We start from the raw sequence: 26,804 nt of genomic DNA, 5'->3' as shown, positions 1-26,804 counted from the left end.
TAGCAATGGAACTCTTCACTGGTTCCTTTCAGCACCGTATGCATGGGACGAAATATGGTGGCTGCCAATAGCTGATGGTGTTGTATCTGAAGATGGCTTTCAATCGGAATTATTCTTTGAAAAAATAGATGACAAATTATTTTTGACTGTAGTAAATTCTCCGGGTGATGAACCACAAGTCAGTGAGTTTTTATTTAATCCAGAAGAAATGACTTTAACAATAGTCGAAGATATATTCCCCGGAATGGACCATGCTTATAAAGACACTTTCCAGATTAAAATACTTAACGAGAATGAACTAGTACTATTTCAAGATGGTGCAGGAGCTGCAAAAAACACAGGGTGGACCTGGAGATTTAAAAGAAAAGGATATAAATATTTAAATTAAATTTAAAATCATAATGAAGATACAGAGTTTTTTAATACTAGTTTTATTAGTATTTAGTTCAACCTTAACCATGAGTGGACAGGTTAAAAGTGATAATGTGAACATTGAAAAAGATTTCTTCCCCTTCTCAGTGTGGTACAGTGGAGGAAAGGCGCGCGCACCAATGTTAAGTAAGATAACAGAATCATCTGAAGCAGAGTGGAGAAAAGATCTGCAACAGATAAAAGATCTGGGATTTAATACTGTAAGAACATGGGTTGAGTGGGCAACTTGTGAACCAGAACCTGGAAAATACAACTTTGAGAACCTGGAACTGCTTATGACACTCGCTGAAGAGGTCGGACTTAGAGTTTTTATTCAAGTATATGTTGACTCGGCTCCTGATTGGGTGGCTCACAACTTTCCGCATGCACTTTTTGAGGCTCAAAGTGGTGATATCGTTGTGCCACAATCAGCACCCGGTGCATGTATGGATAACAAAGAGGTTGAAGATGCTATTCTGAACTTTTATAAAGAGACAGCAAAGGTAGCCAATAAATACCCAAACCTGTTTGGATGGGACCTGTGGAGCGAGCCTCATATTATTAACTGGGCTTCACTGGATTATGTTCCAAACATCCAGTTCTGTTTTTGCGATGGTACTCAGAATAGGTTCAGGATATGGCTAAAGGAAAAATATCAGACTCTTGATAATTTAAACAAAGCATGGTATCGTAATTTTACTGACTGGAATCAGGTAGAAGCACCCAGATTCAGTACAATACTCAGCTATACAGACTTTGTTGACTGGAAGACCTTCATTTATGAAAAACTTGTTGGGGATATGCAGGCAAGGTATGATGCTATAAGAGAAATTGATCATACCAGTTTGATAACTGCACATGCTGTTGGTGCATCTCTTTTTCAGTCGCCACACGTTGGAGCAGGTGCAACGGATGATTTTCTGATGGCTCGACCATTGGATTATTATGGTGTTTCTATTTATCCAAAACATAATAGACCCGAAGGTGCATGGTCAACAACAACTCTACGTACGGTGATGGATTTTACAAGAAGTGCAAACCGCGAGAATGGAGGTTGGTTTGTTGGTGAATTACAAGGAGGACTTGGTACAATCTCATTGCTTATTAGTGATCCGGTAACTTCTAATGATCACTCAATATGGGCATGGTCAGCAATTGCAAAAGGAGCCAAAGGTGTAAATATTTATGCATACTATCCTATGTCAACAGGCTACGAGGCCGGTGGTTATGGGTTAATTAATCTAGATGGAACATTAACAGAACGCTCTGTTAATGCCGGTAAAATTGCTGATGTTGTAAACAAAAATCAGGAGCTTTTCCTGAAGGGTATACCGGTTAAAGCTAAAGTTGGGATCGTGTATAATCCATTAACTCAAATGGTAGGAGGAATGCAACGCAGAGATTACCCCGCTGCTATGAGTCAGTCGCTAATTGGATACTTTCAGTCGTTTGCTAATCATAACGTTCCTGTTGATTTCATCCATAGGGAGCATATCGAAAAAGGAGAGCTTTCACAATATAAACTCATAATTCTGCCCTACCCTATAATGTTCACTCAAGAGGCAGCAAAGGAACTAAGAGAGTTTGTAAGTAATGGTGGTTATATTCTTGCTGAAGCACGTTTTGGATGGAACGACGAACGTGGTTTTGCTTCAGAAATTATACCTGGCTTGGGTATGCATGATATTTTCGGAGCAAGAGAAGATGAAGTGAGAATGAGAGAAAATGTTACATTTACAATAAACGGCGATAATCATCCTGTACTTAAAGGATTTAAATCAGGCGATCTTTTAAATGGCTCTTTATATTCACAATCAGTAAAACTTCTTGAAAATAGTAATGCCAAAGTTTTGGCTACAACCTCTGAAGGAGATCCCGCTATTATTAGCTCACCATATGGTAAAGGTGAAGCAATACTTGCCGGCACATATTTGGGTATGGCAAATTTTAGTGAAATAGTACCCAATAACGATAAATTCTTTTTAAACCTTTTGAATTGGGCTAAAATTGAACGCCCGTTTACCACATCAGAGGATGGCAGAAGCAGCAATCAAATTGAGGTAAGACTTCAAGACAGTGATAAAGGTTATTTACTTTTCCTAATTAACCATAGTGTTAACAATGAGACTATTGAAATAGATCTTAAAGTTGACTATGATGGTATTTTCACATTGAGGGATGTAATTAATGAAGAGAGTAAAAATATAAACAGTAGAGGCAACATCTTAAAGCTAAACTTATCAGTTAATAGCAGAAATGCCTCTGTTTTTGAAATTTATCGTAATGAGTGATAAAAAGATTATTTCTATTGATATAGGTGGAACTAAAATTTCCGGTGCAATATTTTCTATAGAAGGTAATATGAGCCACTTCACTAAATTGTACTTGAATGGTAGGTATGGTGATGAGGCTGGTAAACTGGTTATTGAGTTATTAGACAAACTGATCAGCGATTCAGGAAAAGACATTAATAAAATACATGGTATAGGTATCTCAGTTCCAGGTATTATATATTCTGAAGATGGAACTGTATGGGCACCAAATATAGAGGGATGGGTCAAATATCCATTATTGAATACAATAAAAAGATATTTGAACAATAGCGATATCCAGGTTTGTATTGAGTCAGACAGAACCTGCTACTTGTGTGGAGAACTGTGGCAAGGTGCAGCAAAGGGGTCTGAAAATGTTGTATACATAGGGGTTGGCACCGGTATAGGCGCCGGTATTATGGTAGACAGCAAACTTCTTCACGGTTTTGGTGATATTGCAGGGTCTGTAGGCTGGATGGCTCTGCAGATACCATATAGTGAAGAATACGACAAATGCGGTTGCTTTGAATATTATGCCTCAGGCAATGGTATTTGCAATAGGGCAATAGAACTCATTAAGCAGAGTCTTGATTACCAAGGTTTCTTTTCTGATAAAGTTATTGAGGATATAACAACCAAAGATATTTTTGAAGCATATTACTTAAGTGATCCTATAGCTACAAAGGTGATAAACAAGGCAATACAATTTTGGGGAATGGCAAGTGCAAACATTGTAAGTTTACTTAATCCTGAAAAAATAATCTGGGGAGGAGGAGTGTTTGGTCCTGCGGTAAAATTGATCCCTGAGATTTATAAGGAGGCTTGCATGTGGGCTCAGCCAATCAGTATTAAGCAGGTAGAGTATCTCCCTTCAGGTTGTTCGGGTGAAGCAGGATTAAAAGGAGCAGCATATCTAGTATTAAAACATATTAAGTATGGAAAACAGATATAATAAAATCAAGGTATTTATCGCAGCATGTATCGGTATGTCGTTCTTCGGAATATCAATAATTGTTCTGGGATCGATTCTTCCAATATTATCCGATAAATTTGCTCTTAACACTGCTCAAACGACTTCTTTGGTAGCTTTTCTTCCGATTGGAATGTTGATAGGTTCGGTGATATTCGGACCAATTGTAGATCAGCGTGGATATAAGGGTCTTTTGATTTTAAGCAGTTTACTGGTATTGGCTGGTTTAGAAGGGGTTGCTTTTCTTGATAGTGTATTTTTAGTTCAGATTAGTATTTTCCTTATTGGCTTTGGAGGAGGTATCCTTAATGGTGAGACTAACGCTCTAGTATCTGTAATCTATGAAGACACAAAAAGAAACTCAATGCTTAGCTTTTTAGGTGCTTTTTATGGACTTGGTGCTCTTGGAATTCCTGTTCTACTTAGTGCTTTTCTTAAAAACTATCCATTACATCAGATATTTACAGGTATTGGAGTTGTAATGTTTTTACTTATAATCTTCTGTGCTGTAATCAAATACCCTGAAGCCTCACAGAAACAGGGCTTCCCTATATCTGCAGGTTTCAGACTATTAAAGAGACAAGACTTGCTGTTGTTATCTTTCATACTTTTTTTTCAGAGTGGTATAGAGGGAGTGGTTAATAACTGGACTGTTTTCTACCTTACCGATTTTGGTTTTCTGGAGCATTCAAAAGCATTATTAACAATAACGGCGATGACGGCTAGTTTGACTGCAGCGCGACTCATACTTGTCTCTTTGCTTAAAAGATTTTCTCAGAACAGGATTCTTAATATAAGTATTTTAGTTGCTATTGCAGGAGTACTGTTAATGATTCAACCTGTCTATATAACTTCTCTGATTGGAATGATGCTTGTTGGATTTGGCATAGCATCCACATTCCCTATCGTTTTAGGAATTATTGGAACAAAATACCCAACTATGTCGGGTACTGCATTCAGTATAGCATTGGTATTTGCCCTACTGGGAAATAATATATTAAACAGTGTTACCGGTATTTGGTTAGACAAAAGCGGTGCTTATGTTTATCCTTTAATTCTTGTGATATGCTTTTTAATAATACTTCTGATTTATAATCGTGTTAAAAAGCCGAATCAAACTGTTGTGGTGCGATAATCCCGCACTATATCATAGATCTGTAAATAAATATTCATAAATAATAATATCTAATCAGTAACTATTTAAATTTAAAAAATTATGCTAGCAAAAGAGTGGTTAAAGAATGCATATGAGGTGATGAATAATATCGAAAACACCCAACTTGAGAATGTAAGAAAAGCAGCTGAGATTATGGCTGACTCGATTGAAGCAGGAAGATGGGTACACACTTTTGGCTGTGGACATGCAACTATCCCTGTAGAGGAAATGTACCCACGTATTGGTGGTTTTGTAGGTTTTCATCCGCTTGTTGAACTTCCGCTTACCTTTTTTACTCAGATTAAAGGCCAGATGGGAATTCATCAATTCCTATTTTTAGAAAGAGCCGAAGGTTATGGAATTGAAGTAATGAAAAATTATGATTTTGATTCTAAGGATTGTTTATGGCTGTTTTCTCATACCGGTATTAATGCAGTCAATATTGATGTTGCTTTGGAAGCAAAAAAATTAGGAATGAAAGTAATTGTTTTTGGATCGGCAGAACAGACTAAAGGTAAAAAATCCCGCCACTCCTGTGGAAAAAATCTGTTTGAACTTGCAGATGTTGTTGTTGATTCGTGTGTACCTCTGGAAGATGCTTCTGTACCACTTAAAAATCATTTTGATAAAGTGGGACCACTTTCTACGATGGGGTTCATAACGTTGGTATGGGTTACAGTGACGACTGTTGCTGAGATCCTGGCTGACAGAGGTGTAAAATTGTTTATACACCCTTCACATAATTTACCTGGGGATACAACTGCTCATGAACGCCTGGATAATGCGCTTTCTGAATATAAAAAGAGGGTGAAGGTTTTATAAAGACTATGACAGTTTTTATCTAAAACTTAATTCTCATAAAATAAACAGGTTAAATAAAACCTCTCCTATGCACTTTTTAGCAGGGAGAGGTTGTTTTACTTTAATAACACTTTAACTATTTTAAAAATAATCACTATTTTTGTAAAAATCAATACATAATAACAGACACATATATTAATACACAAACTATCTTATGACATCCAGAAGACAATTTTTAAAAACATTAGGCGGGGTTTCTCTCCTGACTATTGTTCCCCGACATGTATTGGGGAGAGGCATGATTGCCCCGAGTGACCAGCTCACAAAAGGGATAATTGGTGTTGGAGGAATGGGGCGCGGCCACATACCTTATGACAATACCAGAGTGGTAGCAATGTGTGATGTTGATAAAAATCATCTGTCACAAGCAGCAGCATTGGTTAAAGATAAAATCAATCTTTACCATGACTTCAGGGATCTGATCATTGACAAGAATGTTGATATAGTTCACATCGCAACACCTCCTCACTGGCATGGAATAATGTCAGTTGAAGCTGCGAAAGCAGGTAAGGATATTTTCTGCGAAAAACCGATGACTCGTACAATTGGTGAAGGCAAAAGAGTTAGGGAAGCGATTAAGCAACATGGAAATATCTTCAGACTTAACACTTGGTTCAGATTCAAAGATCAGTTCTACGGACTTGGAACACCTGTAAAACCTCTTAAAAAACTTGTTGACAGTGGTTTGCTGGGCTGGCCACTAAAAGTTACTATAAGTAAGCATACAGGTTTCGACTGGAAGTTCTATTGGGTAGGAAAAACAGATCTGGAACCGCAGCCAATCCCTGCAGAATTAGACTATGATATGTGGTTGGGACCAGCACCTTACAAGCCATACAATGTTCACCGTACTCATGGTACTTTCCGTGGATACTGGGATTATGATGGCGGTGGTCTTGGTGACATGGGTCAGCACTATATCGACCCTGTACAATACTTACTGGGAAAGGATAATACCAGTCCCGTTAAAGTTGAGGTTGATGCCCCACAGCAACACTTCGATGCAGTAGGAACATGGCGAAGTATTACTTATACTTACGAAGACGGATGTCAGATAGTTCTTTGGGGTGGTGATTATGGTGAACCTGACACTCCTTACATTGCAGGACCAAATGGTAATGTATACAGGAACTTCGTTTGTGATATTCCTGATTGGGAAAAGAAACTTGCTGAGTTCCCAGAACCAAAGGAACAAAACACTGATTTCATTGAATGTATACACAACAGGCAGAAGTTTGCACTAAATGAGATAAACGGACATCGTTCTGCAACAATAGTAAATATGGGTGCTGTTGCACTTCAGCTTAACAGAACGCTGGAATATGATCCAATTAAGGAATTGTTTGTAAACGATGAGGAAGCAAACAGATTTATAGATCAACCTATGCGTGCACCTTGGACTATTTAATTTTTTAATATTATGAAACATATAAAGATAATTTTAATAGGTATCTGTTTTTCTTTAGTGGCAGGATTGTATGCTCAAATGCCAAAGGGAAGAACAAATGCTACAATCGTTGCCGATGCTTTGGCACAACTACCTGCTGACACACAAGGCAAATTTAATCAGACAATTGCCGACCTGGTTTCAACCGGCGAAGAGGGTTTGACAGACCTGATAAACAGGCTGCATGCACCCGGAAAAGGTAGTAATGAAACTGTTGAATATGCTATTAGTGGCTGGACACATTACGTAGCTAAGGATGATGCACAGCGTACTGCTACTGCAGCTGCTTTCCGTAAAGCATTGAGTAATCCACTCGACAAAGATACTAAGGCTTATATAATACGTCAACTGCGTACAATAGGAGGTGATGAGGATGTTGAAACACTTAGTGGTTTTCTTAATGACGAATATCTTTCTGATCCTGCAGCTCAAGCTCTTGTCAGCATTGGGACAACGAAGGCTAATGCCGCTTTGCATAGCTCTCTCAACTCTTCTGCTTCTGAACTGATTAAGTTGAATATAATTAATGCTTTAGGACAAACAGGTTACAGTCCGGCTGAACCGGTTATTCTTAAAATGCTTAATGAGTCTGTATCTGAAAAAATGCAGCAAGTAGCTGTTACAGCATTGGGGAACCTTGGCACTAAAGAATCAATAAGAACACTGCGCAACCTGGCTGAAAAGAATGATTATGCTTATCAGAAAAACAATGCTGCTGAATCATATATCAATCTCCTGAGTAAATTGAACAGTGCAGAACCCAAAACTATTAAAAAGGAGGCTGAAAGATTGATCAAAACAGCTACAAAACTTAACAGACAGGATTTGAAGATAGCGGCTACAAGAATTCTCCTGAAACAACCTTCAGCTAATGTATCCAGTATACTTAAAAATGTCATTAAAGATGGTAACCTGGCATATCTTACAGGGATACTTTATACATATCCTTTCCATAATGATAGTAAATCAGTAGATCTGATACAGAAAGAGATTGCCTCAAACAGATCTCCACAAGTACAGACTGCACTTATTTCATGGTTAGGTGAAAATCCAACTACAAACAGTGTGTCACTCTTGAGAAATCATGTAAACTCGTCTGACAAAATGGTTCAGAAGGCTGCAACAATTGCGCTTGCTAAGATTGGCGGTGATGATGCACTAATTGCACTTGCCGGCCTACTAAAAAGTAGTGATGAAGAGTCGGTTACACTAGCAAAAAATGCTCTTTTAAGCTTTGATGGTGATATTGCTTATACTCTAGCATCTGTTTTCAATGACTCAAAAACTATTGGCAAGAAGGCTGTACTTGACCTGATCGCTAATCGTAAAATGGATGCTCAGTATAATTTGGTTTATAACCAGATGTTTATTGACGATAAAGAGGTGAAAGCATCTGCAGCCAATGCATTGAAAGATGTTTCGACTGATAAAAACCTTAACGACCTGTTTACTCTTCTTGAGCAATCTGATTCTGAATATGTTCCAGCAATCCAGCAAGCAATAAATGCTGCACTTAAGAGTTTGCCATCAGATAAACAAATTGAACTGGTTACTGACATGATGAATAAATCCCCTAACAGACATCTGTATTATAGCGCAATGGCAGGAATTGGATCTACTGATGCAATCAGTCAAATTACTAATGCTTATAAAAATGAGAGCGGTTCTAACAAGGATGCTGCGTTTGATGCACTTTCAAAATTTGAATCATTTCATGTGATTTATCCTATGTTGGATATTGTTCGTTCAAGCAGTAATAATCAGGAGAAAGAGAAGTTTACAGATGCTATAATAAATGTGATTCGCAGATCTGATGAAACTGGAACTGTTAAATACCTCTATTTAAGAGAAGTGATGCAGTTTGCTCAAAATGACAGGCAGAAAAACACCATACTCAGGTTATTAGGAAATACCGGTCAGTATCAGGCTATGCTTTTTGCTGTTCCGTTTATGGATATTCCAGAACTTAAAGAATCTGCCGCAGTAACTGTTATGAATATTGGTATTTCTGACCCAGCATTTGCTGGTGAACTCACAACTGCTGCATTAAAAAAGGCTGCTGAAACTTTATCAAATCCTGATGCAGATTATCAACGTCAGTCAATCAACAAATTTCTTTCTGAAAACCCAACTGAGGGAGGTTTTGTTTCTCTATTTAATGGAAAAAATCTTGATGGATGGAAAGGACTGGTTGCTAATCCGATCGTGAGAGCTAAAATGAGTGCAAAAGAGCTTGCAGCAGCACAAGTTAAAGCTGATCAACAGATGGCTATGGACTGGAAAGTTGAAGATGGTATGATTATATTTGACGGTAAAGGTTATGATAACCTTTGTACCGAAAAACAATATGGTGATTTTGAAATGCTGGTCGACTGGAAACTATACCCTGGTGCTGAACCTGATGCAGGTATCTATCTTCGTGGAACCCCCCAGGTGCAGATGTGGGATACAGCCAGAGTTAATGTAGGAGCACAGGTTGGCTCAGGTGGACTGTATAACAATCAGGTTCATATGAGTAAACCGCTTAAGCTGGCTGACCAGAAAGTGGGAGAATGGAATAGTTTCATTATCAGAATGATTGGTGAAAGAGTATCTGTATGGCTTAACGGTGAACTGGTTACTGACAATGTCATATTGGAGAACTTCTGGGATAGAAAGCAACCTATTTTCCCGATTGAGCAGATCGAATTACAGGCTCATGGCAGTAAAGTTGCTTACAGGGATATTTATATTAAAGAGATACCACGTCCAGAACCATTTGTACTTTCAAAAGAAGAGGAATCTGAAGGGTTTAAAATTCTTTTTGATGGAACTAATCTGGATGAGTGGACAGGAAACAAAGTAGATTATACCGTAGAGAGTGGAAATATTGTTTTATATCCTACAACAACAGGATCAGGTGGCAATCTTTATACAAAAGATCAGTTTGACAATTTTGTCTTCCGATTTGAATTCATGCTTACTCCTGGAGCTAATAACGGACTAGGAATTCGTACACCTATGGAGGGTGATGCAGCATATGTAGGAATGGAACTTCAGATTCTCGATAATGATGCACCCATCTATGAGAATCTCGAAGAGTATCAGTTTCATGGCTCTGTTTATGGTGTGATTCCAGCAAAAAGAGGGGCTTTAAAACCATTAGGAGAATGGAACTATCAGGAGGTTATTGCTGATGGAGATAACATTAAGATTACTCTTAATGGAACAACAATTCTGGAGGGCAATATCCGCGAAGCTTCTAAGAATGGCACCTTGGATGGTCGCGATCACCCTGGGTTGCTAAACAAAACAGGTCATATAGGTTTCCTGGGTCATGGTTCGCCTGTAAAATTCAGAAATATAAGAATCAAGGAGCTATAGAATTCAAACTTAATTTCTCATAATTTATAGTTTAACAGGAGGATGGCCAATGTGCTATTCTCCTGTTTTTTTTAATCAGTAATAATTTATTCTTTCGGATTTTGTTCAATCATGTCAAAATTGTATCCTATTGATTTTTGTTAAAATCATACTGTAACTTTTTACAGCACAAAGTAACCTGATTCTAACTTAGGTCTTACCATGGTCTTACCATCGCCTTATAATGTTCTTTAATAGAAAACTAAGATCAGACTAAACACTGAATTAAATTTAATATATATAAGAATCAGATATTACAGAACTACATTGTAAGTTTCATACCGCCCCATACTGCAATCAAACCCAGTGCAACACCTAATGAGGTGTATAATGTAAATAAGCCCCTTTGATTGGTCTCAAGCAACCGTAAATTCTCAAATGCAAAAGTAGAAAAGGTAGTATAACCACCACAGAATCCTACAATAAATAGCAAACGAAACAACTGATTCTCCGGCTGATGTGAAAGCATCCATCCTGAAAGTAAACCGATAAGGAAACAACCTGTAATGTTAACTGTAAGAGTACCGGTAAATATCCACTCTTGGTTTACAAATCTGATTATTACACGGGATACAATAAATCTGAATATACTCCCAATACCCCCGCCTATTCCAACATATATTATGTCCTTCCACATATTTGTGTAGTTTGTTGATTGCAAAGTTATTTATAAATCTGTATATTTAACAATAAAAAAATATTAACTGCTAAATACAAGAATGTTTTTGCTTTTTTTAAATAAAAAATAACAGCTAATCTCGGTATTAAACGACTTTTTATGCATAGATTTGTAACCTACGTTAAATGATGGCACAGGAATTTAATTTAACAACATAATAAATACATGCTATGGCTACAACCGCTAAACTTTACTCTCTAAGCTTAAATAACACAAATACTTACCTTATTGCAACGGTATTTATTGTCGGTAACCTTCTGTTGCCTCAACTGGCACACCTGGTTCCACAGGGTGGATTTATTTTTCTACCTATTTATTTTTTCACTTTAATTGCTGCCTATAAGTATGGTATTCATGTAGGACTCCTCACTGCAATACTTTCACCACTTGCCAACAATCTGATATTTGGAATGCCTCCTGCAGCAGTTCTACCTGCAATAATTATCAAATCTGCAATACTGGCTGTAGCTGCTGCAACGGCTGCTAAGCATTTTGGAAAAGTATCGCTATTAGGCATCCTCTTGGCTATAATTACATATCAGGTTATTGGAACCGGTATAGAATGGGCAATGACTCAAAACTTCATGGCTGCTGTTCAGGATTTCCGTATAGGTGTTCCGGGTATGTTGATCCAGCTCATAGGAGGTTATTTTGTTTTAAAAGCATTGGCTAAAGTCTGAACAGACTTTCAAAGCCTTAATTGTGTAGAATGACAAACAATAAGTCTTTTGAAGAAGTACTGCATCGGTTTCGTGAGATACAATTTCACGAAACTTTTGATATAATAGTTGCTATAGCCAACGGTGGTATTATTCCCGCTGCTATTATCAATCAGAGACTGAACATAGACATGCATCTATTAAAAATTAACTTACGTGACCCCAACCAGAAACCTAAGTATGATACACCTAGATTGATTTCTCCAATAGATTTCGAATACAGGGATAAAAATATTCTTCTGGTTGAAGATCGTATTAAAACAGGGGCGACTGTAAAATTCGCCATCGATCTTTTACATGATGCCAGGCAAATAAAAACATTCGCTGTAAACGGAAAGGCTGACTATTCACTATACGACGAAGCGTGCTTCAAATTCCCCTGGATAATATGAGAATATTTACTCTCTTATTTTTTTTCATCTGTATACTGTTATCTCCGCTGTATAGTAGTGTTCGTTACTTTATTGATTCTGACGAATCATACAGTTTAAATGATACCATCATACTGGATGATATCGTTGTTACAGGTACAATGCCTAAAGTAAATCTTAGGAATGTACCTATGAGCATTTCGGTTGTATCAGGAAATAAGATTACACAAAGGTTACAACCTTCGCTTCTTCCATTATTAGCTGAAGAGGTGCCCGGACTCTTTATCTCACAACGTGGTGTGATGGGTTATGGTGTTGCTGCCGGTGCTGCAGGAGGAATGAGCATCAGAGGGATTGGAGGCTCACCAACTTCAGGTGTCTTAGTACTTATTGACGGTCACCCTCAGTATATGGGCTTAATGGGTCACCCACTGGCAGACAGTTACCAGTCGATGATGACCGAACGTGTAGAGGTCGTTCGCGGTCCCGCATCTGTATTATATGGGTCAAATGCAATGGGCGGGGTAATAAATATAATTACCAGGAAACAGGAGTCTGATGGAAGTCACAAGTCAGCACAATTTTCTTATGGAAGTTATAATACTCTGAGTGCTGAACTGTCGGGTGGATTTAGAAAAAGTCAATTTTATACTAATGGTAGTCTGAGCTATAATCATTCAGACGGACACAGAGAAAACATGGACTTTGAACAATTTAACGGCTATATTAAAGCCGGATATGATTTCACAGACAATTGGAATAGTTTTATAGACGTCAACCTCTCAAAATCATTAAGTTCTAACCCTGGAACTGTTACAAGTCCGATTATTGATAATGATGCTGACATCCTGCGTGGTGTAGCATCTGCTTCTTTAGAAAATAACTATGACAATACTTCAGGTGCAGTAAAGCTATTCTATAATTTTGGCACTCACAACATTAATGACGGCTATAACGATTATTCAAGTTTTATACCTGATTATCGTTTTAGATCAAACGACCAGATGTTTGGTGCTTCAGCATACCAGTCATTTAGTTTTTTTGAAGGAAACAAAACAACTGCAGGTATAGATCTGCAGCGCTTTGGAGGTGAAGCAATCACCAAATTTCCCAATGAACCAGCAAGAGATTCTACTCAGGTAGATATACACTTAAACAATGTAGCTGTTTATCTGAACGTTCAGCAAACAGTAATGGATGAACGACTGACATTTAACGCGGGTATCAGACTTGATCATCATGAACTAAACGGTTCTGAATGGGTACCTCAACTTGGATTAAGTTTTACACCTACATCTTATACTTCGATAAAAGGGATTTTAAGCAAAGGTTTCAGGAATCCTACTATAAGGGAATTGTATATGTTTCCTCCACGAAATGCTGACTTGAAGGCGGAGCGACTTATGAACTATGAAATATCGCTGCTTCAGATGCTCCCGGAAATCGGAATCAGTCTGGGTATTAACCTGTTCTATATCAAAGGTGATAATATTATTCAGACTCAAATTGTTGAAGGAAGACCATTGAATGTAAATAGTGGAGAAGTTGAAAACAGAGGGTTTGAACTTACTGCTAACTATAATATATCAGAGGAATTAAGATTATCTGCCAATTACAGTCTGCTTGATATGACATACAAAATAATTGGAGCTCCTGAACATAAGTTTTACGTGAATGCCAATTATAATATCGGCAATTGGGAAATATCTTCCGGTGTGCAATATTTGGGAAATCTGTATACTGCTGTAAGACCTGAACCGGTTACAGAAAACGTTTGGTTATGGAATGCCAGGGTTAATTATAAGGCACTTGAATGGCTGAATATATTTGTAAGAGGAGAAAATTTGCTTGGTGAAAAATATGAAATAAATATAGGATATCCTATGCCGGGTGCTACTGTTTTCGCGGGAATAGGGATCGATTTATAGATAATAAATATAAAATGTTGACTTAATAGGGTGTTTAAAACACTCCATTTGAGATTATCAGAAATGAAAACTGAAAAATCGAAAAAATTAAATATTATGGACCGACGGAAATTTTTACGTTCAGTAGCTCTAACAGGAGCTGCCATTACAACAATGAAGGATGCAGATGCCATGAGCATACTTTCACAATCTTTCCAAACCAGTAATGCCACTGCCAAGTATGATCTGGTTGCAGTAATGGGAGGAGAACCTGAAGCTATGTTTCGCAAGGCAATTGAGGAGATGGGGGGTATGAAAAACTTCATAAACAAAGGAGATAAAGTTTGCATTAAACCCAATATTGGTTGGGACCAACCAGTTGAGATGGCTGCGAATACTAATCCTAAGCTTGTTGCTGAAATCATTAAACATTGCTTTGAAGCTGGTGCTTCTGAGGTGAGGGTATTTGATCATACTTGCGACGATTGGCGCAAATCTTATGCTAACAGCGGAATAGAAGAAGCTGCTAAAAGAGCTGGAGCTGAAGTTTTACCTGCACATCAGGAGTCTTATTATAAAACAGTTTCAATACCAAAAGGCAGAAACCTGAAGAGTGCGAAGATTCATCAGGCTATTGTAGACAGTGACAAGTGGATAAATGTACCAGTATTAAAAAATCATGGTGGAGCACAGCTTACTATTTCTATGAAAAACTATATGGGTATAGTTTGGGACAGGGGATTTTTCCATGCAAACGATTTACAGCAATGTATTGCAGATATATGTACTTATGAAAAAAGACCCGTTCTGAATATAGTGGATGCTTATAGACTAATGAAAACTAGTGGACCAAGAGGTAAATCCCTTTCTGATGTAGTGCTTTCAAAAGGTCTGTTCATGTCTCAGGACATTGTAGCTGTTGACACTGCTGCTGCAAATTTCTTTAATCAGGCACGCGAAATGCCACTTGAGAATGTTGCTCATATAGCAAAAGCTCAGCAGTTGGGCCTGGGAACCATGGAGCTGGATAAACTGAATATCAGAAGAGTTAGGATTTAATTTTAATCTTAAGTTAATTGATTCATTATTTATGATAACCCGATAATTAATCGGGTTATCATAAATGTATTTAAATAGATGAAATAAGCATGCTAAAAAAAATTCGTGTTACACTATCTGTAATAATTGTAGCCCTTATAACTCTTTATTTCCTGGATTTCAGAGGATTCTTACCTGAAGGACTAAAATTTCTGACTGAGATACAATTTATCCCTGCGTTGCTTTCGTTGAATGCAATCGTACTTATTGCACTATTACTATTAACTTTGCTTTTTGGAAGAGTTTATTGTTCCTCTATCTGTCCAATGGGGATATATCAGGATTTTACAGCATGGCTTTCTAAGAAGTACAGTAAAAAAAAGAGATACAATTACAGTAAGGCAAAAAACATTTTACGATGGAGTGTATTAGGAGCTACGGTAGTCGCTTTTATTGCCAGTTTAAACTTTTTAGTTGGTCTTCTCGATCCATACGGTGCTTATGGCAGAATTGCAACTCATATTTTCAAGCCCGCCTATCTGGCTGGAAACAATCTTCTTGAAACAATCTTCACTTCATTTGGCAATTATTCTTTTTACAAAGTAAGCATCTATACTTTAAGCGTCTCCTCAATGATTATAGCGTTAATTACTCTGCTTGTAATCGGCTATTTGGCATGGAAAGGTGGAAGAACATACTGTAATACAATATGTCCGGTTGGTACTACACTCGGCTTTTTTAGCAAGTACTCACTTTTCAAAGTTCAATTTGTTAATGAAAAGTGCAATATGTGCGGACTCTGTTCAATGAAGTGTAAAGCATCTTGCATAGACTCTAAGAATAAAGATATCGATTACAGCAGATGTGTTACATGCTTCAACTGCATTGAAGTCTGTAAGCGTGATGCTATGAAGTATAATATTACAGATTTCAGTAAAGTTAAAGAGAGCTTACTTCCTAAATCAAAAAAACAAGTTAGTGCTATATCTCCCGAAACATCTGTTAATAGTGTTAATGAGTCTAAGCGACGTTTTCTTTCAGCAACTCTGGTTACCAGTCTTGCAGCAAGTAGACTACTCGCACAGCAAGTCTCAGGAGATATTCTGCCAAAAAGAGAGCTTAAAAGACAAATTCCAATTGCACCTCCAGGGGCACTTTCATTTGATCACCTGCGCGAAAAATGCATCTCATGTCATTTATGTGTTAGTAAATGCCCTTCACGTGTAATTAAGCCTGCACTACTGGAATATGGACTTAGTGGAATTATGCAGCCAAAACTATATTTCGATCGGGGGTTCTGTAATTATGACTGTACTGTATGTGGTGATGTATGCCCCACCGGTGCCATACTTCCATTAACTGTTGAGGAGAAAAACCATACACAGATGGGTAAAGTACAGTTTATTAAAGAAAATTGTATTGTATATTACGATGAAACAAGTTGTGGAGCATGTTCGGAACATTGTCCTACTCAGGCTGTTCATATGGTACCCTATAAGGATCACCTAACAATTCCTGAAACTGATCAATCTATTTGTGTAGGTTGCGGAGGATGCGAGTATGTTTGTCCAGCCATACCATACAAAGCAATTTATGTAGAAGGATTAGATATTCATAATACTATCGAAATAAAACACGAGGAGGTTGAAGAGATTGTTATTGATGATTTCGGCTTCTGAAATATAATAACGCAGAAAGAGTTATGTCAACTGTAAGAATTGTAAGAAAAAAGTTTAGTTTTCACTTTCTGATTTTCATAATGGGACTATATAGTTTCCACTCTATAGCCCAGGATAAAACAGTTAGAATAGTTCAGATTACAGATCCGCAGTTTGGATTCTTTGATGAAAACAGTGGTTTTGAAAAAGAGACCATACAATATTCTGAAGCTATCAGTCAAATCAATAAACTAAAACCTGATTTTGTAGTAATTACTGGTGATTTTGTAAACAACTCAAGAGACCTTAATCAAATTGAAGAATTCAAGAGAATTACAGCAGGATTGAATAATGAAATTCCGTTCTACTTAAGTCCAGGGAATCATGATCTGGGACAGAATCCGGTAAAAGAAGATTTTGATATTTATTTCTCGCATTATGGAGAAGGCAATGACAGGTTTGCATTTGAATACAACAATTCATATTTCATAGGATTAAATTCTGTCATCATTAAATCTGGGACGAATAAGAAAGAAGAAAGAGAGCAGTTTCGCTGGCTAAAAAAGAGACTTAAGAAAGCAAAATCGTCAGATGTGATTATTGTTTTTACACATTACCCTTTCTTTATAAATGATTTTGAAGAAGATATCACTTACTCAAACCAAAGTAAGGAAGAGAGATTAAAATACTTCACTCTATTTGAAAAGTATGGTGTGGATGCTATTTTTTCCGGACATTTACATAACAATGCAGAAGCTGAACATAATGGTATTTTGATGATCACGACCAATTCTGCAGGGCGACCATTAGGTAAGGCAGAACCTGGATACAGATTAATTGAGTTAAAAGATGGTATTATAAATACAAAATACATTAATTTGAATCCTTGACATATTTAATTGTTAAACAATGTAATTTGTATTCTAATAGTCCTGTTTCATCTTATACTTTCCATATTTTTGTACTTGTAATAATTATAACAGTGGTATAAGATGAAAAAAAATGGGTTAACAATTCTCATATTAATGGTATCTATAGTAAGCTATGCTCAAAACAGCATGGAGCATATTTTACATGAAATAGAATCAAATAACACAACCCTTTTGTCATTACAAAAACAGGTTGAAGCTCATAAATTAGGAAATAAGTCTGGTATCTACTTACCAAACCCTGAAGTAGAATATACTCATTTATGGGGTACTCCTATTGAGATTGGTAACGAAAGTACATTTGCAATTACACAGTCGATGGACTTCCCTACTGCATATGGACACAGGAATAAAATTTCTAATATGCAGAATCAAAACCTTGATCTATTATACAGTTCAGAAAGAATAAACCTGCTTTTGCAGGCAAAACAGCTAATAATAAATCTCACATACTACAATGCTCTATCAAAAGATTATGAAAATAGGATTAAGATAGCAGAGGAGATTGCAGAATCATATCAGAGAATGTTTGACGAAGGGAAAATTGACATTCTGGAGAGAAATCAGGTTTATATGGATTTTCTAACCTGTATAAATGAGAAAGAAAAAATTGATATTGAGAGGAAGTCTTTATTAAATGAATTGAAAACATTGAATGGAGGAAAAGAAATTGAGTATGAATCAACAGTATTTATCCTATCTCCACTACCTGCAAATTTCAATGAATGGTATCTCAAAGCAGAGTCAATGAGTCCAATTCTACAATATCTGACCAAACAGATTGAAATAAGCAAGCAACAGTTAAAACTCAATAAGGCTCTATCTTTACCTAAATTATCTGCAGGTTATGTTGATGAGAGAATTTTGGGACAAAAGTTACAGGGAGTTACTATAGGAGTATCAATACCTCTTTGGGAAAACAAGAATAGTGTTAAGCAGGCCAAAGCAGATATAGTGTATAATGAAACTACACTGGAGGATAATAAAATTCAGTATTACATCAAACTACAAAACCTTTTCATTAAAAGTGTTGATCTGCAGAAAACTGCATTAAAATATCGCCAGGCGCTTTCTACATATAATAGTGTACCTATTTTAAGAAAAGCTCTGGAAGCTGGTGAGATTACATTACTAAACTATCTGATGCAGATAGAGAACTATTATGATGCTTATAATAATATGCTTGAGGTAGAAAGAGACTACGCACTTGCAGAAGCTGAGTTATCTGCCATTGCGTTGTGAGAAATAATTCATATTTATTTTGTTTGAATATTTAAATCCTATAACTTTGCAATGATTAGATAAAAAAAATGAAGAGAATATTATCCATATATCTGCTAATCGCAATGATGATTACAGCAATTCAACCAATAATTGCTATGCATTATTGTAATGATGAACTGAGATCTCTTCAAATATTTCAATCAGAAGGAAATCAAAATTTCTGTTGCAAAGATTCTCATGGTCATGATCTTTTAATTACAGGCAATTTTTGTTGTGAAACAGAAATGATGAAACTTACAACAGATGAGTTTCAAAATAAAACCGAGCAGCTTGTCACAAGGATAACCCCAGTTCCAATTGATATTTTAGGTTTTACTTTGACAAATCAGATAACTTCTTATGAGCCGGAAACGGATTCATCAATAACCTCATTAAAATTTCCCCCTAAGGGTCTTTACCTTGAAGATGTGAGTATCCTTACTTACATCTGTATCTACCGTATTTGATTATACAAGAGTATTGTATTAAGACATGGGTAATAATTTTTCACCCATAAAAAGCTGTATACAATAGACTCTATTCTGTATATCAAAATATATACAAACAGAAAACACTATAGACCTATCACTGTTTTATAGTTTCAGCCTAACCAATCATAATAAACTTATTAACAAATATATTCTATGATCAACAAAATCATAAAGTATTTCCTGACTAATAGGGTGGTTACTATCCTATTTCTGTCAGTAATTATCATTTGGGGAATATCAGTAGCTCCATTTAACTGGCACAGTATTCTGCCAAGAGATCCGGTACCAGTTGATGCTATTCCTGATATTGGAGATAATCAGCAGATCATTTCTACAGAGTGGATGGGTCGTTCCCCCAAAGATATCCAGGAGCAAATAACATATCCGCTTACCACTTCACTTCTTGGGATTCCGGGTGTGAAGACTATCCGTAGCTCCTCGATGTTCGGAATGTCGTTCATCTATGTGATTTTTGAAGAAGACGTTGAGTTTTATTGGAGTCGCTCACGAATTCTTGAGAAGTTAAATTCACTTCCAGCGGGAACATTGCCTTATGGAGTTCAACCAAGCTTGGGACCAGACGCTACAGCTTTGGGACAGATATTCTGGTACACACTAGAAGGTCGCAATCCTGTTACTGGTGAACCAACCGGAGGATGGGACCCGGCAGAGCTAAGATCTATACAGGATTATCAGGTAAGATATAGCCTTGCATCTGCTGGAGGAGTGGCCGAAGTAGCTTCAATAGGAGGCTTCATAAAGGAATATCAGGTTGAAGCTAATCCAGATGCTATGAGAGCTTATAATATAACTTTAATGGATCTGATGTATGCAATTCAGAACAGTAACCTTGATATAGGAGCAGAAACTGTTGAAATCAACAGGGTTGAATATCTTGTGCGCGGATTAGGATATATAAAAAGTGTCTCTGACCTGGAGGAGGCTGTTGTTACTGTACGTGAAGGAGTACCCGTAAAACTTAAAGATGTAGCTTTTATAAACATTGGCCCAGCTACTCGTCGCGGTGGTCTCGACAAAGAGGGTGTTGAAGCTGTTGGCGGTGTTGTTGTGGCACGATACGGATCAAATCCACTTGAGGTTATTAATAATGTTAAGGATCAGATAGCTGAACTTGAATCGGGACTTCCGCAGAAAACGCTTGAAGATGGAACAGTATCAAAGGTTACTGTTGTACCATTTTATGATAGAACAGGATTAATCCATGAAACAATTGGTACTCTCGAAAACTCCCTGTCTCTGGAAATACTTATTACCATAATTGTAGTGATAGTACTGGTGTTAAATTTAAGAGCATCAATTGTTATCTCAAGTATATTACCTGTTGGCGTTCTATTTACATTCATAGTGATGCGCAATATGGGAATAGATGCAAATATTGTTGCCCTTTCAGGAATTGCCATAGCTATTGGAGTTATGATTGATATTGGCGTAGTGTTTGTAGAGAGTACTATCCGAAATATGGAGATGGTTGAAAACAAAGAAAAGCTAAAAGGCAAACCATTCATCGACCTGATTCATAAAAGCATAAGTGAAGTATCAAGTGCAATTCTAGTTGGTTTTATAACCACTGTTATTAGCTTCCTTCCCGTGTTTTTTCTGGAAGCTCAGGAGGGAAAGATGTTTAGTCCCCTAGCTTACACAAAAACAATTGCCATAGTAATATCTTTTATTCTTGGAATAACAGTAATTCCTACTCTTATATATTATTTCTTTTCTTTTAAAATTACTTCTGAAAAGGTTAAAAAGGTAAGCAACATTATTATGGTTGCAGGTGGTATAGCACTAATCATTATTACTGGTAATGTTCTGTATACAGTGTTTTTACTTTTTGGAATAAACAATCTTTTATCACATATATGGCCTGACAGGGAAGCCGTTAATATTATAAATATTGCCATTGCTATTGTTGCAGTATCTTATCTGTTAACTATTGAATGGCTTCCATTGGGAACTGATATAGGGTTGTTCAGCAATTTTATATTTGTAGTTTTTATTATTTCTGCTGTGCTGGGAATTCTATGGTTACTTGTTATATATTACGAAACAATTCTTAGATGGAGTTTAGCCAACAGATGGAAATTCATGGCTATCCCCATTGTGACAGTATTATTAGGTGTTGTTATCTGGCTTGGATTCGATAAAACCTTTTCAGTAGTTGCAAAAAGTTTTGAAACAGTTGGCTGGAAATCTTTCAGAAAGACAGGTTTCTGGCAATCTGCCTCTAACAGATTCCCGGGATTAGGTCAGGAATTCATGCCTAGTCTCAACGAAGGATCCTTCCTATTAATGCCAACCACAATGCCGCATACTGGAATAGAACAAAATATTGAGTATATAGCTTTACTGGATAAACGCATATCAAATATACCTGAAGTGGAATCGATTGTTGGAAAATGGGGAAGAGTAAACTCGGCACTTGATCCTGCACCTACTCAAATGTTCGAAAATACAATCAACTATATTCCTGAATACATACTTGATGAAAATGGTCACCGTCAACGGTTTAAAACAAATCGTAAAGGAGAGTTTATACTTATTGACGGAACAACATATAACCCTGATGAGGATGCCTTCAGAGTTATTCCCGGAGACAGTTTAATAAAATCCAGATATGGTAAATATTTCAGACAGTGGCGTCATCATATTAAAAGACCCGATGATATATGGCAAGAGATTGTGAACTCTTCTCATTTGCCGGGAATGACTTCTGCTCCAAAATTACAACCAATTGATGCACGTCTGGTTATGTTGTCAACAGGTATGCGGGCTCCAATGGGACTTAAAGTATATGGTCCTGATCTTGAATCAATAGAAGAGGCAGGTAAAATACTCGAAGATGCTCTAAAAGATGTACCATCGGTATTACCATCTACAGTATTCTATGACAGAGCTGTTGGAGCTCCATATATAGAGATTAAGCTTAATAGGGACAATATGGCCAGGTATGGAATAACAGTTGCAAACCTTCAGGAAGTAATTAGTACAGCAGTTGGAGGAATGGCATTAACTACTACAGTTGAAGGTCTTGAGCGTTATCCTGTAAGACTAAGATATCCACGAGAATTGAGAGAAAATCCTGAAGAACTTGCTAAACTTATTATACCAACAGCTACAGGTGCTCAAATACCACTTGGAGATGTTGCTGAAATTGAATACACAAGGGGTGCACAGATGATCCAAAGTGAAAATACTTTTCTTTTAGGATATGTGATTTTTGACAAAATAGCTGGGAAAGCAGAAGTGGATGTTGTACATGATGCAGAAAAAGTATTACAAGATAAAATAAATAATGGGGAGATTAGCTTACCAAATGGAGTATCATACGCATTTGCGGGAAATTATGAACAACAGGCACGTGCTGCTCAAAGGTTATTAATAATTATACCTATAAGTCTTATAAGTATTTTATTGATTCTCTACTTCCAGTTTAAATCAGTTACTGCATCGCTAATTCATTTCTCGGGAGTATTTGTTGCACTGGCAGGTGGATTTATACTATTGTGGTTATACGGAGAACCCTGGTTTATGAACTTCTCTGTTGCAGGAACAAATATCAGGGATATGTTTCAGATGCATCAGGTAAATCTGAGTATTGCAGTTTGGGTTGGGTTTATCGCACTGTTTGGTATTGCTACGGATGATGGTGTACTTATGGGGACATTTATTCATGACACTTTTCTGGAGAGAGACCCACAAACAAAAGATGAGATTAGAGAAGCGGTTGTTTATGCCGGTTTAAAAAGAGTAAGACCGGCAGTTATGACTACAGCTTCTACATTAATTGCATTTCTACCGGTACTTACCTCAACTGGGAAAGGTTCGGATATTATGGTTCCTATGGCAATACCAACATTCGGAGGTATGATAATACAGTCTATGACAATGTTTGTGGTTCCAATTCTTCAATGCTGGTGGAGAGAAGGTGTTGTTAAAAGAAAAGAGAAATCAGAACAAAAAAGAATAAACAGTTATGAAACAGTTTAAATTTGAATATATATTGATGATACTGATAATGACATTTTTATCAGTTAAGGCAAAAGGTCAGGAGACAGATTCACTGGAACATTACTTGGAAGTGGCGGCTAGAAATAATCCTGGATTGAATGCTGATTTTCTAACTTATAAAGCTTCACTTGAAAAAGTATCACAGGCTGGTGCATTGCCAGACCCTCAACTAGATATGGGTATATTTCTTAAACCTATGAATATCGTAGGAGGTCAGCAGATAGCAGATTTCACACTTATGCAGATGTTTCCTTGGTTCGGTACAAAAAAAACAGCTCAGTCTGAGGCAACTCATATGGCAAAAATGTCATACGAGAAGTTCAGGGAGACAAGGGATAATCTTTATATGGAGGTTTATAGACAGTGGTATTTACTCTCTGCATTAAAAGAGCAGATTAATAATAATCGTGATAACCTTCAACTTCTAAAGCAACTAGAGGAACTTGCTCTTCGCAAAATATCTTCCTCTTCAAGTGGCAGTTCATCACTCTATTCACTCCCTACTCCACCACCCGTTACACAAAACAACAGGTCAACATCCGCCGGCAATAAAATGGCAGGTATGGGCTCAATGGGAGGTACAGCTATGTCAGGTAGTAATTCCTCATCAATGACCGGAATGAGCAGTTCCGCAAGTAACATGTCGGCAGATATGAGCAGTAGCCCCGGCATGTCAGATGTACTACGTATTCAGCTGGAAATGATTGAAATTGAAAATAATATCACTACCCTCCTTTCTGATATAGCTGCAGAGAAAGCAATATTCAATGCTTTGTTGAACCGTCCTGTTGAAATAGAAGTGGTTATACCTGATTCAATAGTAAAAGTACCCTTTATTTTTGATGAAAGAGTTTCAATTAATGAGATTGAGAGAGGGAATCCTATGTTAGGCATGTTCGAAGAAGAGGAGCTGGCTTATCGTGCAAAAAATGAAATGGATAAAAAGATGAGTTATCCTATGCTTGGACTTGGGTTACAATATATGCTGATTGGAGAAAACAAAACTGCATCTATGGATTCTGGAATGAAACCTGAAATGAGTGGTATGGATATGATTATGCCCATGTTTTCTATCTCTATTCCTATCTACAGGAATAAGTATAAGGCACAACAACGCGAGAATCGTTTCATGTGGGAATCTGCAAGAGAAAATTATAACAACACACTTAATATGCTCCAATCAGAACTGTTCAAGCTTAAACATGAACTTGACAATGCTGATCGGAAGATTACATTGTATCAGAAACAGGCACAACTGGCACGTGTAGCATATCAACTTGTTGTACAGGAATTTGTAACTGCAAAGAGTGATCTCACCAATGTAATTCAGGTGCAACGTCAACTATTGGATTATCAGTTGCGAGAAGCAGAAGCTATCGCAGAATACAACATGAAAGTGGCTTCGATCCGAAAACTAGGCTCTTTCAATACTTCAAACAATTAAAATAGACTCAATATTATGAAAAAGAATAAAATAAAAGAGATTGGCAATCATCCATTTTTCAGATATGGATTAATTTTATTAGCCGGAATATTCCTAGGCTGGCTTATTTTCTCGGGAAATAACGGGAAACAATCTTCACAACTAACATCAACTTTAGAAGAGGCTCACGATCACGATCACGGAGCTGATCCGACAGTTTGGACTTGCTCCATGCATCCACAAATACGAATGGATGAACCTGGACTTTGCCCTATCTGTGCAATGGATCTCATACCTCTTCAAACATCAGGTTCAGGTGATGCTGCAATAGATCCTGATGCTATTCAAATGAGCATTGAGGCAATTGCTCTTGCAAACATACAGACTACCAGAGTAAACCGCCAGAATCCTGTTAAAGATGTCAGACTATACGGAACCATTCAGGTAGATGAGCGATTGTCACAATCACAGACCTCACATGTGAGCGGACGCATAGAAAAGTTGTATGTTACATTTACCGGAGAAAGCGTACGTCGCGGGCAACCCATAGCTTCTATTTATTCACCTGAGCTACTAAACGCACAGCAGGAACTCATTGAAGCAGTAAAGATGAAAGATTTACAACCAGGTCTTTTACAAGCAGTAAGAGAGAAGCTCCGTCTGTGGAAGCTTACCGATGAACAGATCACAAGTATCGAACAGTCTGGTGAGGTTTCGCCACTAATAGACGTAACTGCCACCACAAGTGGAATAGTTATTTCAAAAAATGTAAACCAGGGCGATTATGTGAATACAGGCACTGTGCTATTCGATGTGGCCAACTTATCCCAGGTATGGGCAGTGTTTGATGCATTCGAATCTGATCTCCCATTCCTTAAGGTAGGTGACCGCTTAGAATACACCCTTCAGTCGCTGCCCGGTAAAACATTTTCGGGAAGGATATCCTTTATCAATCCTATTCTGGATCCTTCCACACGTACTGCCAAAGTACGTGTAGAAACATCAAACCCCGGTATGCAACTAAAACCGGAGATGTATGCAAACGCCCTCATCAAAGCATCACTTAAACAATATAATAATGAACTTGTTATTCCTAAGACAGCAATATTATGGACCGGCAAGCGCTCTATAATATATGTAAAGCAACAGAATACTGAAACACCTGCTTTTATGCTTCGAGAAGTGGAACTTGGACCGTCTCTTGGTGATTCCTATGTTATTTTGTCCGGACTCTCTGACGGTGAGGAAATAGTTACAAATGGTGCATATATTATTGATGCAAGTGCTCAATTGTCCGGTAAGCAAAGCATGATGAATGAAACAGCAGGAAGGGCGGTTACAGGGCACGAAGGACACAATATGCAGACTACCTCTGCGAGTGGAGAGCATGCGATGCTAACTGTACAGGGATTATGCGAGATGTGCAAGGATCGTATTGAGAAGGCTGCCATGGCAATAAACGGTGTAAGTGTTGCCAGTTGGGATTTAAAGACGAAGCAACTGCATCTTAATTTCGATCCTGCAAAAACATCAGTAGATGAGATAGCAAAAGCTGTAGCAAAGGCAGGACATGATAATGATAAATATAAAACAGATCAGTCTACTTACGATGCGTTGCCTGCTTGCTGCAAATACAGGGGTTAATCAATCAGATAATTCAAATTTAAAAAAGTAACAAAATGAAAAAAGTAATATTAGCGACATTTGCACTGTGTACACTCTTGTTCATTGCCTGTAATTC

Annotated in this window: 19 protein-coding genes; 18 read left to right on the top strand and 1 reads right to left on the bottom strand. The window is 37.3% G+C overall.

The genetic code is table 11. The features are described 5' to 3' along the window. The 7 genes from PHO43_RS07735 to PHO43_RS07705 form a co-directional block, all read left to right on the top strand. Positions 1–388: hypothetical protein (locus tag PHO43_RS07735; protein ID WP_288011806.1), on the top strand; the 388-nt coding region annotated here is incomplete at its 5' end. Positions 389–401: 13 nt separating this feature from the next. Further along, a complete protein-coding gene (locus PHO43_RS07730; RefSeq protein WP_082057377.1) occupies positions 402–2,702 on the top strand; it encodes a beta-galactosidase in 2,301 nt (766 codons plus the stop codon). After that, a complete protein-coding gene (locus tag PHO43_RS07725; RefSeq protein WP_288011803.1) occupies positions 2,695–3,675 on the top strand; it encodes an ROK family protein in 981 nt (326 codons plus the stop codon). Before PHO43_RS07730 ends, PHO43_RS07725 begins: the two co-directional genes overlap by 8 nt. After that, positions 3,659–4,828: an MFS transporter gene (locus PHO43_RS07720; protein ID WP_288011801.1), complete on the top strand. Its 1,170-nt coding sequence runs from the start codon at positions 3,659–3,661 to the stop codon at positions 4,826–4,828. The genes PHO43_RS07725 and PHO43_RS07720 overlap by 17 nt, the downstream gene beginning before the upstream one ends. Before the next feature lie 81 nt (positions 4,829–4,909). Beyond that, positions 4,910–5,671, top strand: a complete 762-nt coding sequence (locus PHO43_RS07715; protein WP_045089901.1) for a sugar isomerase domain-containing protein — start codon at positions 4,910–4,912, stop codon at positions 5,669–5,671. Positions 5,672–5,864: 193 nt separating this feature from the next. Continuing rightward, positions 5,865–7,118, top strand: coding sequence for a Gfo/Idh/MocA family oxidoreductase (locus tag PHO43_RS07710; protein WP_045089902.1), 1,254 nt, complete (start codon positions 5,865–5,867; stop codon positions 7,116–7,118). A gap of 12 nt (positions 7,119–7,130) precedes the next feature. Then, a complete protein-coding gene (locus tag PHO43_RS07705; protein ID WP_288010121.1) occupies positions 7,131–10,520 on the top strand; it encodes a 3-keto-alpha-glucoside-1,2-lyase-like domain-containing protein in 3,390 nt (1,129 codons plus the stop codon). A 301-nt stretch (positions 10,521–10,821) separates the two neighbouring features. On the opposite strand, the gene crcB is transcribed toward PHO43_RS07705, so the two are convergent. Further along, positions 10,822–11,196, bottom strand: a complete 375-nt coding sequence (crcB, locus tag PHO43_RS07700; RefSeq protein WP_045089904.1) for a fluoride efflux transporter CrcB — start codon at positions 11,194–11,196, stop codon at positions 10,822–10,824. A gap of 212 nt (positions 11,197–11,408) precedes the next feature. Between crcB and PHO43_RS07695 the strand changes: the two genes are divergently transcribed. From PHO43_RS07695 to PHO43_RS07645, 11 genes are all read left to right on the top strand, one after another. Continuing rightward, entirely contained in the window at positions 11,409–11,918 is a 510-nt protein-coding gene (locus tag PHO43_RS07695) for a hypothetical protein (RefSeq protein ID WP_053826098.1), read from the top strand. Positions 11,919–11,947: 29 nt separating this feature from the next. Beyond that, on the top strand, positions 11,948–12,349 hold the full coding sequence (locus PHO43_RS07690; RefSeq protein WP_045089906.1) for a phosphoribosyltransferase: 402 nt from the start codon (positions 11,948–11,950) through the stop codon (positions 12,347–12,349). Beyond that, on the top strand, positions 12,346–14,256 hold the full coding sequence (locus tag PHO43_RS07685; RefSeq protein ID WP_288011797.1) for a TonB-dependent receptor: 1,911 nt from the start codon (positions 12,346–12,348) through the stop codon (positions 14,254–14,256). Before PHO43_RS07690 ends, PHO43_RS07685 begins: the two co-directional genes overlap by 4 nt. 96 nt (positions 14,257–14,352) lie before the next feature. Next, entirely contained in the window at positions 14,353–15,294 is a 942-nt protein-coding gene (locus tag PHO43_RS07680; RefSeq protein ID WP_045089908.1) for a DUF362 domain-containing protein, read from the top strand. An 89-nt stretch (positions 15,295–15,383) separates the two neighbouring features. Continuing rightward, entirely contained in the window at positions 15,384–16,952 is a 1,569-nt protein-coding gene (locus tag PHO43_RS07675) for a 4Fe-4S dicluster domain-containing protein (protein WP_045089909.1), read from the top strand. Between the two features lie 23 nt (positions 16,953–16,975). Further along, on the top strand, positions 16,976–17,821 hold the full coding sequence (locus PHO43_RS07670; RefSeq protein ID WP_082057378.1) for a metallophosphoesterase: 846 nt from the start codon (positions 16,976–16,978) through the stop codon (positions 17,819–17,821). A 102-nt stretch (positions 17,822–17,923) separates the two neighbouring features. Next, complete coding sequence (locus tag PHO43_RS07665; RefSeq protein ID WP_045089911.1) at positions 17,924–19,102, top strand: TolC family protein; 1,179 nt, start codon at positions 17,924–17,926, stop codon at positions 19,100–19,102. A 68-nt stretch (positions 19,103–19,170) separates the two neighbouring features. Further along, positions 19,171–19,590 carry an HYC_CC_PP family protein gene (locus tag PHO43_RS07660; protein ID WP_045089912.1) on the top strand — a complete coding sequence of 140 codons (420 nt, stop codon included), beginning with the start codon at positions 19,171–19,173 and terminating at the stop codon, positions 19,588–19,590. A 177-nt stretch (positions 19,591–19,767) separates the two neighbouring features. Then, entirely contained in the window at positions 19,768–23,619 is a 3,852-nt protein-coding gene (locus PHO43_RS07655; RefSeq protein ID WP_288011795.1) for an efflux RND transporter permease subunit, read from the top strand. Beyond that, positions 23,606–25,084 (top strand): TolC family protein, encoded by a 1,479-nt coding sequence (locus tag PHO43_RS07650; protein WP_288011793.1) that lies wholly within the window; start codon positions 23,606–23,608, stop codon positions 25,082–25,084. The genes PHO43_RS07655 and PHO43_RS07650 overlap by 14 nt, the downstream gene beginning before the upstream one ends. A 15-nt stretch (positions 25,085–25,099) precedes the next feature. Further along, complete coding sequence (locus PHO43_RS07645; protein WP_288011791.1) at positions 25,100–26,707, top strand: efflux RND transporter periplasmic adaptor subunit; 1,608 nt, start codon at positions 25,100–25,102, stop codon at positions 26,705–26,707. The last annotated feature ends 97 nt before the right edge of the window (positions 26,708–26,804 follow it).

The sequence above is a fragment of the Lascolabacillus sp. genome, from assembly GCF_028696275.1.
GTDB classification, from domain to species: Bacteria; Bacteroidota; Bacteroidia; order Bacteroidales; family Dysgonomonadaceae; genus Proteiniphilum; species Proteiniphilum massiliensis.
This window is presented reverse-complemented; position numbering and strand designations above follow the sequence as displayed.

Coding starts and splice junctions, on each gene's coding strand:
- PHO43_RS07730 (WP_082057377.1), top strand. CDS start 402: ATGAAGATACAGAGTTTTTTAATACTAGTTTTATTAGTATTTAGTTCA.
- PHO43_RS07725 (WP_288011803.1), top strand. CDS start 2,695: ATGAGTGATAAAAAGATTATTTCTATTGATATAGGTGGAACTAAAATT.
- PHO43_RS07720 (WP_288011801.1), top strand. CDS start 3,659: ATGGAAAACAGATATAATAAAATCAAGGTATTTATCGCAGCATGTATC.
- PHO43_RS07715 (WP_045089901.1), top strand. CDS start 4,910: ATGCTAGCAAAAGAGTGGTTAAAGAATGCATATGAGGTGATGAATAAT.
- PHO43_RS07710 (WP_045089902.1), top strand. CDS start 5,865: ATGACATCCAGAAGACAATTTTTAAAAACATTAGGCGGGGTTTCTCTC.
- PHO43_RS07705 (WP_288010121.1), top strand. CDS start 7,131: ATGAAACATATAAAGATAATTTTAATAGGTATCTGTTTTTCTTTAGTG.
- crcB (WP_045089904.1), bottom strand. CDS start 11,196: ATGTGGAAGGACATAATATATGTTGGAATAGGCGGGGGTATTGGGAGT.
- PHO43_RS07695 (WP_053826098.1), top strand. CDS start 11,409: ATGGCTACAACCGCTAAACTTTACTCTCTAAGCTTAAATAACACAAAT.
- PHO43_RS07690 (WP_045089906.1), top strand. CDS start 11,948: ATGACAAACAATAAGTCTTTTGAAGAAGTACTGCATCGGTTTCGTGAG.
- PHO43_RS07685 (WP_288011797.1), top strand. CDS start 12,346: ATGAGAATATTTACTCTCTTATTTTTTTTCATCTGTATACTGTTATCT.
- PHO43_RS07680 (WP_045089908.1), top strand. CDS start 14,353: ATGGACCGACGGAAATTTTTACGTTCAGTAGCTCTAACAGGAGCTGCC.
- PHO43_RS07675 (WP_045089909.1), top strand. CDS start 15,384: ATGCTAAAAAAAATTCGTGTTACACTATCTGTAATAATTGTAGCCCTT.
- PHO43_RS07670 (WP_082057378.1), top strand. CDS start 16,976: ATGTCAACTGTAAGAATTGTAAGAAAAAAGTTTAGTTTTCACTTTCTG.
- PHO43_RS07665 (WP_045089911.1), top strand. CDS start 17,924: ATGAAAAAAAATGGGTTAACAATTCTCATATTAATGGTATCTATAGTA.
- PHO43_RS07660 (WP_045089912.1), top strand. CDS start 19,171: ATGAAGAGAATATTATCCATATATCTGCTAATCGCAATGATGATTACA.
- PHO43_RS07655 (WP_288011795.1), top strand. CDS start 19,768: ATGATCAACAAAATCATAAAGTATTTCCTGACTAATAGGGTGGTTACT.
- PHO43_RS07650 (WP_288011793.1), top strand. CDS start 23,606: ATGAAACAGTTTAAATTTGAATATATATTGATGATACTGATAATGACA.
- PHO43_RS07645 (WP_288011791.1), top strand. CDS start 25,100: ATGAAAAAGAATAAAATAAAAGAGATTGGCAATCATCCATTTTTCAGA.